At 37.3% G+C, this 13150-nt stretch carries 6 protein-coding genes and 1 other RNA gene; all 7 read right to left on the minus strand.

Annotated features, from left to right (window positions below; translation table 11 throughout):
* Positions 1-1810 (minus strand): hypothetical protein (locus CJP74_RS01425; protein ID WP_147397040.1); only part of this gene is annotated, 1810 nt, incomplete at its 3' end.
* 124 nt (positions 1811-1934) lie between these two features.
* Positions 1935-4871 (minus strand): hypothetical protein, encoded by a 2937-nt coding sequence (locus tag CJP74_RS01430; protein ID WP_119496498.1) that lies wholly within the window; start codon positions 4869-4871, stop codon positions 1935-1937.
* A gap of 111 nt (positions 4872-4982) precedes the next feature.
* The gene (locus CJP74_RS01435) at positions 4983-6584 is read right to left on the minus strand and encodes a hypothetical protein (RefSeq protein WP_119496499.1); all 1602 of its coding nucleotides are present in this window, start codon (positions 6582-6584) and stop codon (positions 4983-4985) included.
* A 126-nt stretch (positions 6585-6710) separates the two neighbouring features.
* Positions 6711-7057: RNase P RNA component class A (gene rnpB / locus CJP74_RS01440), an RNA gene on the minus strand.
* Positions 7058-7117: 60 nt separating this feature from the next.
* Positions 7118-9463 (minus strand): cation:proton antiporter domain-containing protein, encoded by a 2346-nt coding sequence (locus CJP74_RS01445; protein ID WP_119496500.1) that lies wholly within the window; start codon positions 9461-9463, stop codon positions 7118-7120.
* 887 nt (positions 9464-10350) lie between these two features.
* Positions 10351-11355, minus strand: coding sequence for a 2-hydroxyacid dehydrogenase (locus CJP74_RS01450; RefSeq protein ID WP_119496501.1), 1005 nt, complete (start codon positions 11353-11355; stop codon positions 10351-10353).
* Positions 11356-11960: 605 nt separating this feature from the next.
* Positions 11961-13019 (minus strand): ferrochelatase, encoded by a 1059-nt coding sequence (gene hemH, locus CJP74_RS01455; protein WP_119496502.1) that lies wholly within the window; start codon positions 13017-13019, stop codon positions 11961-11963.
* Positions 13020-13150: the final 131 nt, after the last annotated feature.

Consider the following 13150-nt stretch of genomic DNA (forward strand, 5'->3'; position numbering starts at 1 on the left):
GTTGAACTACCTCAGGTTGAGCTACTTCAGGTTGAACTACTTCAGGTTGAGCAACTTCAGGTTGAGCAACTTCAGGTTGAGTTTCCTCTGCTTGAGCTAGCTCTGCTTGTGTAGCCTCAGACTCCTCTTCTTGCTCAGGTAAAGTAACTTCACCTATTTCATATGGGTACTTAGCTCTAATTTCTTCGAGGCGTTTTCTTTCAGCCTGTTCTTTAAGTTCTTGTTCCCGCATTACTAAACTTGTAATGGTTTGCGAACCAAAATCCAGCTCATCTTCCTCATTAAAATCATGCCCTTCCCCACTTGCTCTTAAAGCAAAAGTTGAAGCAAGAGGATCATCTGTATGTTGTAAATACTCTTGATCTTCTTTATATCCCTTTAAAAAGGCTTTAGCTTGAGCTAGTTTTTTCTCTGCTAAGGCATCTGCTTCTGGAGTTGCTAGAGGATTGCTGAACTCTTTTTGAATCCCTTGAAAATCAAAGTCTTCTAAAGAAGCAGGAAGATCTTCATCACTTTCATAGCCATAGAGCTCTTCTTTTTGTGCTTCTATTTCTCTTTGCAGAGCAGCTATTTGTTGATCTATATCAACATTTTGCTCCGAAGCAAAATTAGAAAGTTGACTTAAGAGAAGCTCGCGCTCTTGCTCAGAAATACCTTGTAAAAGCTGTTCTAAGTTATCTGTCTCAGCGTCAGTATTAGCTTCTTCCTCTTGATCTTCATCAAGCTCTTGCTCAGCATCAGCTACTATCTCATCATCGGCATAAGCTACTTGTTCATCGTCGCTATAAGCCTCATCTTCTTCTAGCTCCTCAACTTCTTCTGCACTTGAAGAATCATCTTTATAGACATTTTCCAACCATTGATCTACCCCACCTGCAAGGTTAATCCCTGTACCTTGAGAAACAACTGGAGCTTGCTTAGGACTGATAGTTAAACTCGGTTCTATGTCATCATGCTCAGATGTTACTTCTTGATATAAATCGGTAAAAGGATCTTCTTCCTCGGGTGGAACACCAGCTGTAAGATTTAAATGCTCTGTATCAAGGTTTGGTGAGACTGTAGTTTCATTTTCTTGAGCAACAAAATGAGTTTCTTGCCCAGCAACATTTTCTGGGAAATACTCTTGGCTTAATTCCTCACCTTGCTCCCTGTTTTCTCCATCAACCTGCTCTTCTTGTCCTCTTGCTACTTGCTCCACTGGAGCTAGAGGAACTTGATCTACAGGTATAGTAGGCACCTGATCCACTGGAGCTACAGGAACTTGATCTACAGGAATAGTAGGCACCTGATCTACTGGAGCTACAGGAACTTGGTCTACAGGAATAGTCGGAACTTGCTCTACTTGAGCCACAGGCACCTGAGCTTCAGGTTGAGCAAAGTGATCATAGTCATAGTTGTAGTCTTGAGCATCTTCAAATTCTTCACTTGGCTCTGGTTCTAGTGAAAGATTTAAAGGTTCTTGTTCTACAGGCGTGCCTATATAAACCTCGTTGTGTTCAAGGTCTTGCGGTGCTGGAGTAGTTGTGGCTTCTACCGAAGCAAAATAATCATCTGCTTCTTTCCCCACAACCTTGTCAACTAAACGTTTAAACATCCCCTTTTTCTGATTATTACTAATTTCGTAAGTCACAGGGATAACAGGAGATGAGGTTGTATTATTTTCAAAAGTTATCTGAGATTCATCGCTCAGATCTTCAGTAACTGAATCTTCATCATTTTGCGTAAAATCGGTTAGTTCATCCAATTGAGCAAAAAAATCAAATTCAGCCTTATTATTTTGCGTATTAGGATCTTTATTCTTTTTTTGCATAGAACTTTATTAGGACTTCTAACTACATTTTAGATAAAGATTTAAGGTCTCTAACTCTTTACCTAAAATGACCAGAGAAAGTCCCTGTCAGAACTCAAAAGTTCTGACAGGTGCCAAAATAAAATTATTTATCGGAAAACCCAGGCATATTAAAATCACTAAAGCCAAGGAAATCCTTGAATTCAGAATCCTTAGATTCTGTTTGCTCAGAAGAAGGGTTAACTTTATCGAACATAGGAACAAAATCTAACTCCGTTGGAGCCGATTCTTCTTGCTCTAAATCTTCAACAAAATTAACTTTCACATCTAGAGTGGCATTATTAGTTTGCGGGATAAGCTCTTCTTGTGCTTCTTGCTCTTGCTCCAAATCTTCATCAGTAAGAATTGGGAAAGTGAAAGTAAAAAGATCATCTTCCTCATTAGCACTTATATTTTGCGTTAAAGCAATTTTCTCACCTACTGGCTCTGCTTGTTCAGTGCTCTGAGCAGACTCTACTTGCTCAAGGCTCTGAGCAGGTGAAGTTAAAGCTTCTGGTTGCTCAATCGCAGTTGTCCCCACTTGTAAATCTGGAGTGTTTTCCAGTTGGGAAGCAAGATTAGCCTCTAGAGAAGTTTGCTCTTCAGAACTTACCTGCTCTGCTTTGGCTTTATTTTCTTCTAAAGCTTGAGCAAGATTTTCTTTAGTGCCAAGAACCCTAATCCCTGCCTCTTGTTGTGGTGGAACAACTATTGGAGCTGCAAGTACCTTGGCAGTAGAGGTTCTTTCTTTTGCAATAGGAGCAAAATTATTAAACACAGGTGGAGCTATTACTTTTGCATTACCTGCCACCTCTTTACGCTTGTTAGCTAAACGAGTATAGAGGTCTTGCTCTTGTTGCTCTTGTTCTTTTGCTTTACGAGAAGCTATACGTTCTTCCAATAAATTAAGAGCTTGTTCTGGATCAAAGTCTGGTGGAAGATTACCTGTAGCTATAGCCCCCTGTTCACTAAAGCGAGTGATCTTAGCTTGATTTGCTTTGTCAAGATCAATGGCAAAAGGGTGCTTGAGAAGATTTTTACTACGCGGTGAAGCATAATCTTCATTCCCTGTAACAAAAGCAACTTGCTCTGGTAATACTACCAGATCTTTGTGCTGTAACAGATGTTTTACATTGTAAAGAGCTAACCCTGGTTTTAAGCCCAGAGAAATGATTTTGATTTCTTCTTTTTTGAGGCGTGCACGTAACTGTTCTATGTCAGTAACGGCAATCATTTCTGTCGCTAAGAAAACTTCAATTAACTCTTCACGACTTAATACAGGACGTGGAATTAGGTTTTTGCCTAAAAAATGGAAAAACTCACCGTCATAGCCATGACGGATATGCATAGAAACTACACGTTCGTCATGAGTACGGTTACTTGTATTACGTTTAGGGAAAGCTAAAGCTTTAAACTTGCTACTTGATTTGTAGCGACTTAAATTCTCGTAAGCTACATCATAAGGAATACCAACTAGACTTTTACGGAGTTGGTGTTGTCTTTCGCTTAGACCATCTTGAGCTAATTTAGAGCTGGCAAGAATTTTACTTGAATTTTTAACTAGATTTAACGCTTCGTTAGTTAAAAAGGTTAAATTTGGTGGAGCTATATAGCCTTCATCAGCAAGGTAGTTAGCTTGAATTTGGGTAAAGTCAGGTCCTGAAAGCTCGTGAATAGCCTTGTCCATAGCATCAAGACGAGAAATACCTTGCGTACCTTTATCATGCAGATCGTCATACTTTAAAGTTGGGATGTGCACAAAGAACATATTCTCGCTGTTCCCTACAATTTGCGTAGCAAATAGTTGCTCCGAGTTGCTCGCAAAACGTGGCTGATTAGCTTTTTGTTGCTGATAGTTTTCTTCGCCAGTTAAAGCATTAGCCTTAGCTAAAGAATTTTCGCTAGTAATGTTGTTAGTCGCTTGTTGACTACTATAATTTACGTCTTCTGAAGCAAGAGCTTCTGCTTGCTCAGCTAAAGCAACGTCTTGGGCAGCTAAAGCCGTGTTCGCCTCAGGTGAATCTTGCATTTCTTCTAAAGGAGTAGCTTGTTGCTCTAGAAGGGTTTCTTGCTCTTCTTTAACTGTAACATTAGCTTCTAATTCTTGCTCTAAATTAGTTTGTGATAATTGTTTATCCTCTTGCTCTGCTTTAGGAGTTAAAGCAAAAAGACTATCTACAGCCGATTCTTTAGCTTTTTCTTGCTCGGTAAATAAATCCTTACCTTGTTTTACATCGGCAACTATATCTTCTAATAGATTTTTTGTTCCTGTACTTTTTCTCTCTGCCTCTTTTTCTGGGCTTTTTGCTTCAGCTTCTTTTTCTGAGCTTTTTACCTCAAGCTCGTCTTGGCTTTTAACTTCAGGCACTGCTTTGCTTTTTTTGTTAGCTTCTTGTTCTGGGCTAACTTCATTGGCAAATAGATCATTTTGGTTTGCCTTCTGAGGCGAAGTCTTTTGCGCAAATAACTCATCTAAAGAATTGTCTTGCCACTTAGGAGAAGCAGTTTTACCTTTCGAGGCAGTAAATAGCTCTTCCAGAGAGTTATCGGTAGTTTTCTCTTCTACCTTAGCAAAAAGATCGTCAGTAGACTCCTCTTCTTTGCTTGTAACTAACTCATTTTTTTTATTAGCAAAAAGCTCATCTGATAAAGTTTGCTCATGTTGAGCAAAAAGACTATCAAGGGAGTCTTCTTTTTCCTTAGCAAAGAGATCTGTTGTTGCTTTTTCTTGCTCTTGGGTAAAGAGGTCATCAGCAGTTGCTTTTTCTGGAGTTTCAGGCTCTAAAAAACTCTCAGTTTTTGCTTTGTTTAAGTCTTCCTTTTTCGCTTGTAGCTGTTGGTCTAGACTTTGGATTAAATCTTCTTGTGGAGCTGAGGTAGATAAGTTATCTAACTCAACATCTTGGTTATTTTGTTCGGTCTTTTTTTCCTTAGAAGCAGTTGCTTTTTTACCAAAAAGTTTTGCCCAAAAACCAACGTTTTGGGGCGCTTCTTGTTCTTTCTCTAAGGAAAATAATTCATCTAGTGAAGTATCTTTTTTCATTTTGAGAAAATTATCAATGCATTTTCGAAAATATCTTTCTGTATATTATATATTATATTAGGGACAAATCCCGAAATTACCGTAAAAAAATAGTCATCTTTTTCAAGATGACTACTTACTGGATGAACTCTGTTCTTTTAAAGCTTTTAGCTTTTCTAAGATAGCTTCTTTTTGCGCTAGCTCAGCTTTTTTGGCAGCTAAAATAGAATTACCTTTTTCATAGGAAATATTATAGTATCCCGTTGCCTTTTGTCCTTTTTTGCTTTTGCCTTTACCTGCAGGCTTTTGCTTTGCAGGAGCTGGAGTAGCTTGTTCTTGAACTTGCTCTTCTCTTGCAGGCTCACTTGAAGGAGTAGGCTCAGCTTGAGGTTCTTGAGCAATTGCAAGAGCTGGTTCAGCTTGAGGTTCTTGAGCAGTTGCAAAAGTTTGCTCTGCTTGAGGCTCTTGAGCAGTTGTAAGAGTTGGCTCTTGTTGAGGCTCTTGAGCAGTTGAGAGAACTTGCTCTTCTTGACTTGGCTTTTTAATGTCCTGTTCTAGAGAATGAAACTCTTCCCATAAACTACCAACTCTGTCCTCTTGAGCGGTAGAAGGTTCTGCAGCATATTCTGTAGCTTCTTCTCTCCCTACTTGCTCAATTACCTGCTCACCCTCTCCTTGCTCACTTACATACTCTTGTCCTAGTGACTCTTCTGCATAAGTTATTGGCACGTAATTATCTTCTTGCCCTAGCGGAATTAATTGAGAAATTTTTACATTTTCGCGATCAATTGGGCTGTAAGGTAAGGATATTTGACTCAATGTTGGTGAATACCCCGAGCTTACAATCATACGTAAAATACCTGTAAATTTCTTTTTCCCTAACTCTTTGCGGAGCTTAATAAACTCTTGGTACTTAGTTTCATATAAGCGAATTAAGTAATCTTGAGTTTGTTGTTGGGCTGGAGTTAAGCGAGGTAAGACATCTAATGAAGTTGCTAAACTTGCAATAGAATCCACTTCACTTTGGAGTTGTTCGAGCTTATCTTGAGCAGATATGCCTGGTAAATTGAAAAATGGATATTCTTTACTACGTTGCTCTTCTTTTTCTTGGCGTCGTCTTTGTGACTCTTCCAGAATAGATGAGCTAATACTACTGTCTTGATAGCCTTCGAGGTTAGCTTCTTTATCAGCTTGTAAGAAGGCATAATAGTCTGCGATTAGGCGTTTGATCATAAACTGATACATAGCAAAAACGCCAAGAAGTACTAAAGCTAAACCAAGAAGAAATTTAATGAGAATTTCACTAACAAAGTAGCTTACTAAAGTAGCAAAAAAGCCACCCATGTTGTAAATATTAAACAGGCGATATTCTGAAGTTTGGGTAGAGGCATAAATTAAGCCTAGTCCCCAAAAAAGAATCCCCGTTGCGAGGATAAATCCTAACCAACGTAACCAATTAAATCCCTTACGCGTACGTTGGAAAAGAAAAAGAATATGCATTAAAGTTAAAAATACAGGCACTAAATAAGCAAAGCGACCAAAAAAGAAAAAGTTGAGGTCAGATAAGCCCGTAAGTGCTCCTTGCCATAAAGACTGAGTTTTATATAAACTTGTTGTATAGGTTATTCCTGAATAAGTAGGATTAAAAAGAAAGACGCTAGCGATAGTGACTAAACCAAAAAACACTAATAAAAATAGCGTTAAGCGGCTTAAAAAACCTGTTTCACTTACCATGGTTAGAAAAATTTTGAGTTAATTATTTTAATCAGTCTAAGTTAATAAATTTTTATTAGTCTATATTTTAGCATTAATATATATTTTTCGGGCAAAAGAAAGACCCAAAGAACGAATTCTTTGGGTCTGCTAAGCTATTCCATAAGCCGGATTTTGTTTTATGTAATCATTCATCTAGGACTAACATCACTGTTAGCCTCAAGCGATCTACCCGTGTTCAACGATGGGCGCGTTATATGAACACCTATTTGATCTTGCTCCGAGTGGAGTTTACCAAGCACAGTCATTGCTGAACTGCCTGGTGAGCTCTTACCTCACCGTTTCACCCTTACCTACCGAAATAGGCGGTATACTTTCTGTTGCACTAGTCGTAAGTTTTTGCAAACTTCCCAGGCGTTACCTGGCACTATGCCCATTGGAGTCCGGACTTTCCTCTTATTCAAAGTGAACAAGCGATTACTCGAATCTACTCAGCGGGGTTAATTATAGCATAAAAAGAAGCGACTATCAAAAGATAGCCGCTTATTTACTAATTATTTTTTCGCTTCTTGCTCTTTTTCAGCTTTAATAGCTTTTAAAGCTTCTTCTTGAGCTTGTTGCGTTTGTTCTTTAATTGGTGCTGCCTCTTGTGCTTTTTCTTGAGCTGCTTGGGCTGCTTGATCAGCTTGTTCATGAGCTTGATCTGCTTGAGCACGAGCATTTTCTGCTACTTCTTGAGCTTCTTGCGCTTTTTCTTGCGCTTTAGCATCTGCAGATTGCTCAGCTTCTTTAGCTGCTTGTTCAGCTTCTTTTTCTGCTTGGGCAGCTAGACGTTCTGCTTCTTTAGCAGCTTCTTTTTCTTCTTTAGCTTTTTCTTTAGCTACGCGTTCGTTAACTAAAGCTTGAGCTTTGGCTGCTAAGGCTTCACGTTTAGCCAATTTTTCTTTTACTTTTTCTTTATCAACTTCTAGTTTTAAAGTATAGCTTTCTTTGTCTTCATCTTTGCTTAAAGTAGAGTTTTTATTATCTTTAATTGAAGCATTGTAAAGGACAATAGAAGCCATATCACGTAAGTTGATAATGTCTGTAACATGATGTTGTTCTAAGAACTCTACTTCATCATTGTATGAAGCAATTGCTGAAACGCTGAAGTTTAAGTTAACAAATAACTCTGGATGTTCTTCGTAGATTTTATCTACAGTGTAACCAACTTCGAAGATTTTCTCGCAAGTGAAGATAACTGCACGAGCTTCTTTAATGTTCGCTTCTTCAAAGTGAGCAATGTTTTTGAAGTCACCGAAAATAGCGTGCACCCCTTCGCGGTTAGTTTCATAGAACTCTTCTAAGTTGTTTGTAATAACTACAACTGGAATAGTTTCTTTGTTTAAACGATCTACAATAGCTTTACCAATTGAAGAGTAACCTACAACAATAGTGTGTTTGCTCATCAGAACTTGGTTGTTTACAAAGCCTTGATCGTTTTCAATTGCTTTCTCAATTTCTGAATCAGAAAGAGGAATTACAGATGAAGCACCTGAAATAATTTCAACATCTGGATTCGCTAGATCATGTTCTTCTTCATGGCCAGCTGCTACATTTTCAGCTTTAACTTTTGCTTTCCCTGGAGCTTCCCAAGTAACTTCTGGGCTAGCTTCTTCTTGAGCAGGTACAGCACCAGTAACATGTGATTCTAAACCAGTGCGTAAACGGTTGTCGTACCATTTGAGGAATTTTTCCATTGCTAAGAATAAGAATGGGTTAAGCACAATACTGATAATTGCCCCAGCAAGAATTAAGTCTTTTTGGCCATTATCTAAGTAACCATAACCTACTGCTAGACCTGCAAGGATGAATGAGAATTCACCGATTTGCGCTAGAGATACGGAAATGGTTAGAGCCGTACGGTTGGATTTACCCATAGCACGGATTAAGACATAAGCTACTAAAGATTTAACTACAACAATTACTAGAGCTGTAGCAACAACGCCTAGTGGATTAGTTAAGATAACTGAATAGTTAAATAACATACCCACAGCTACGAAGAATAATACTCCAAACGCGTCACGTAAAGGTAATGTATTGTCTGCTGCACGGTGAGATAGTTCAGAACCGTTTAAGATCATTCCCGCAAAGAATGCCCCTAACGCATATGAAACATTGAATACCTCAACGGCAATATAAGCGATCCCTAGTGAGATAGCAAGAGTTGCGAGGGTAAAGAGTTCTGATGAACCTGTAGCTGCCGAACGGTAAATTGCCGCTGGAATAATTTTACCCCCAAAGAAGAACATTACAAAGACAAAGGCTGCAAACTTAACTGCCGTCCAGAAAAGATTCATTCCGAACGCGGCCATATCAAAACCGTCACCTGAATTCATAAAGCTCATAGTTGGCAGGATAACTAACACCACAACTGTGAGTAAGTCTTCCACAATTAGCCAACCTATAGCTATTTTCCCCCTTGGCGTCTGCGTAATATTATTATCGTTTAAAGCACGTAATAATACCACCGTAGATGCTACAGATAAACAGAGACCAAAAATACCTGCTTGGAACCAACTCATGCCGAAGAAGTGACCGACAATACATACTACAGCTATGGTCCCGAGAACCTGAGCTATAGCACCTGGAATAGCAATGTATTTAACTTCGTTAAGATCCTTAACCGAGAAGTGTAAACCAACCCCGAACATTAGAAGGATAACCCCTACTTCAGAAATTTGGTTAGCTAACTCAAGGTCAGCATTATACACAAAACTTACGTTAGGTCCTAAGAGAATACCAGCAAATAAATAACCGATAATTGGTGATAGTTTTAGGCGATTTGCAATCATCCCGAAGATGTATGCTAGCATAAAGCCAATCGCGATAATACTAATCAAAGGAGTATCATGGTGCATTAATGTTTTGTATCCTTATCTTGTTTGTGTTTAAAAAAAGTTACACTACAAAACTACACCCCTGTTGGATTGTTCACCGCACCTTCAAGGCTGTAACCTTGAGCGCTAGATGTTGTACGTTTCCAAAAAATGGCAATTAAATACTTAAACTTTAAATTATTTTCGATAAGAAAGACTGTTAAAAATTACAAAAAAAATAACAAACATAGGTTTGTCAAAAATCTAAAGAGTATTTAATCTTATCCATTGAAATAACTTCAATAGTGAACCATTTTCCTTCGCCGTAAAGGATTATTCTATAATTTAGAATAATGTGAAATATTTAATTTATTTACCTATAAATTTTAGCATAAAAAGGAGTTTTTCCACTTACTTTTCCGTAGATTTTGCGAAAAAAATTTAATTTATGCGTTTAAAACTTGCAAATGATAGATTTTGCCAAACTAATAAAAAAAGGAGCAAAAAACACTTTTTTAAGAGAAAAATTACTGCATTTTTTACCATAAAATTCGCCTTTTTCCTTTGCGGTTTATCCTAAATATCAATTAGTTACCACTTAAAGCAAATTTGGCATTTTTCTTGTGAGCTAAATTTTTACTTTAGCTTAAAAATCCCCATGTTTAGGCAAAAACAAAGATAAATAATAAACTATCATTTGCAAGTTTTGCCACTTTTGCCATTTTTGCAAAAATCCACCAAATGTAAGGTTGTTTTAACAAAAAATCTATCTTTTGCAAGTTAAAGCAAATTTACCCAAAGTAAAAAAATAATTTTTTACCAGCAAATTTGCCCTGCGAATCTATCGTAAATAATCCCAAAGCAAGAGCCATTTTTTTTATATAGCAAAAGCCCCCAGAACTTTGTTCTGAGGGCTTTATAACTCTATCTTAGTTTAAAACTGTGTTAGTTGCTTTACCTGTTTCAACAACTTCTTTAATGTTGCTTAAAGTAGTGTTAGAAATTGAAGTTAAAGCTTCTTCAGTTAAGAATGCTTGGTGACCAGTTAATAATACACGTGGGTTCATAATTAAACGTGTAAATAGGTCGTCAGAAATTACTTCGTTAGATAAATCTTTGAAGAATAGAGCTGATTCTTTTTCGTATACGTCTAGACCTAAACCACGTAATTTACCTGAAGCTAAAGCATCTAAAGCATCTTCAGTGTGTAATAAACCACCACGGCTTGAGTTAACTAAGATAACACCGTCTTTCATTTTTGCAAATGCTTCTTTGTTTAAGAAGTGAGTGTTTTCTTTGAATAATGGGCAGTGAACTGAGATTACATCTGAAGCTTGGTATAGAGCATCTAATTCAACGTATTCTGCACCTGCGTCAATAGCTGCTTGGTTAACAAATGGGTCATAACAAACAACTTTCATACCTAAACCACGTAAAATACGGATCATAGCTAGACCGATTTTACCTGTACCGATAACACCTGCAGTTTTACCGTATAAGCAAATACCAGTTAAGTTTTCTAAGTTGAAGTTAGCGTTTCTTGTACGGTCGTATGCTTTGTGAGTATTACGGTTTAAAGTGAATAATAGAGCTGCAGCGTGTTCAGCAACTGATTCTGGTGAGTAAGCTGGTACACGTACTACTTGGAAACCTAATTCTTTAGCTGCTTCTAAATCTACGTTATTGAAACCTGCACAACGTAGAGCTACGATTTTAACACCTTTAGCACTTAAAGCTTCTAATACAGGACGTGAAGCATCATCGTTTACGAAGATACATACTACGTCTTGTTGACCTTCTGCTAATAGGTTTACAGTGTTAATATCTAAACGTTGTTCAACATAAGAAATGTTGTAGTTGAAACCACCTTCAACATTTACTTTATCGAAGAATTCTTGATCGTATGATTTTGAGCTAAAAAGAGTAATGTTCATGAATTAAACTCCAATGTGTTTGTCAATTTGCAGATATTATACAGCAAATTGCTATTTTCTTCACGTTAGTTTTTTCTAAATTATTAACAATTTTTTTACTTTTTAACACAGATTTAACATTTAAGCTTTACCTCAGATATTGATTTTTAAGCATAAATAATTCCTCTTAATTAAAAGCAATCAGCCTAAATTGCAATTTTTAAGCACCAGTTAACAAGTTAATAATTTACCGCATAACTCAAGTTTTATTTTTCTTAGCAAGCAAATTTTGCGATAATATCGGCGAGTTTTAAAAACCTTAATAATTGTAAGGTTATTTTACTTTACTTAGCCTTGTCCTTAGGTACCTAAAAAAAGAAAAATTGCTATTAGTAAAAAACTTTTAACCTCAGTCAACAACCAACAAACAAAACTTATCGCAAAACTTCTTCCCTTTCCTTTTACTTTTCTTTTGCTTTCCCTTCCCTTTTCTCTTTCTTACCCAAGTAAGCAAAAAACTCTATCCCTGAAGCTAGTTAAACTTGCCTTTTAAGCCTTGAAATTTAGGAATTTACCTATATAAAGCAAAACCAGGAAACCTCTGTTTCCTGGTTGATATATTGCTGTTATAAAGCATTTGTCTCTTGGTTTTCTACTAGAGCTATATAAGGCTTAAGCAGATCAACAAACATACGAATATGTGCACTTGAAGCATTGAGACAAGGTACCATAGAAAAGCCCCCGCCTCCATGTTCTGTAAACAGATGTTTGTTCTCTTGGGCTATTTCTTCTAGAGTTTCAATACAGTCAGCCGCAAAGCCTGGACAAATTACCATAGCTTTGGCACCTGGATTGGCTTGAGCATAGCTCGTAAGCGTTTGATCTGTTTGTGGGACTAACCAAGGTTCTTTACCAAAAACCGATTGATAAGTCTGTTGGTACTGCTCTTCGCTTAAACCTAAAAGTTTTACTAAAGCCTCAGTTGTTCCTTCACACATTTGCGGATAAGGATCAGCAAGCTGCTCTGCATAACGGGTTGGAATGCCGTGATAACTTAAAAAGAGTTTATTTTGGGCATTAAAATAGCTCGCTGGATTTACTTGCTCTAGAGCAATATTTTCTACTTGAGCTATGTGTTCTTTAATACTGTCAGCTAAAGCATGAATATAACTTTGATGACGGCTATAGTTATGCACTATGCTAAACTGCGGAACAAATCTTTGGTTTTTATCAGCATAACCGCGATTAAAAGCATCTATAACTGGTAAGGTTGTAGTTGAAGAAAACTGCGGATAAGCTGGTAATAAAATTACATGGTCTGGCTCTTGATTAAATACTGCCGTAGTAACATTTTTTAAACTCGGTTCGCCATAGGTCATGCCAAGCACTACTGTCCACTGATGTTGGGGATAAAGCTCGGTCAGTAAAGCTTGTAAAGCGTCGCGTTGAGCATTACTAATTTGCATTAACGGACTCCCTTGCTCAGTCCAAACCGATTGATAAATCTTTGCGACTTTAGGAGCACGAAAAAACCTGATAATGCGTAAAATTAAGCCCCATTTAGGTTGAGGTACGTCAACTACACGCGGGTCTGAAAGAAATTCTTTTAAGTAGGATGAAACTGCTTTGGGAGTTGCCTCTTCTGGAGTCCCCAAATTTGCTAAAATTACACTAATATTAGCCATTTAAACTTCCTTGTTGAACAATCTAACCCTTAATTTTATCACGAAATAGAAACAATAATAGTATAATTAACTGACATTTATCTACACTTTCTTTGTCTAAGCAATGTTATTTGTTTAATTTTTTACTTCAT

Origin of the sequence: Psittacicella melopsittaci (assembly GCF_003585925.1) — a bacterium.
Lineage (GTDB): Bacteria > Pseudomonadota > Gammaproteobacteria > Enterobacterales > Psittacicellaceae > Psittacicella > Psittacicella melopsittaci.

Excerpts from the sequence above, each read along its gene's own strand:
- CJP74_RS01435 (WP_119496499.1), bottom strand. The coding sequence starts at position 6,584 with ATGGTAAGTGAAACAGGTTTTTTAAGCCGCTTAACGCTATTTTTATTA.
- CJP74_RS01445 (WP_119496500.1), bottom strand. The coding sequence starts at position 9,463 with ATGCACCATGATACTCCTTTGATTAGTATTATCGCGATTGGCTTTATG.
- hemH (WP_119496502.1), bottom strand. The coding sequence starts at position 13,019 with ATGGCTAATATTAGTGTAATTTTAGCAAATTTGGGGACTCCAGAAGAG.
- CJP74_RS01450 (WP_119496501.1), bottom strand. The coding sequence starts at position 11,355 with ATGAACATTACTCTTTTTAGCTCAAAATCATACGATCAAGAATTCTTC.
- CJP74_RS01430 (WP_119496498.1), bottom strand. The coding sequence starts at position 4,871 with ATGAAAAAAGATACTTCACTAGATGAATTATTTTCCTTAGAGAAAGAA.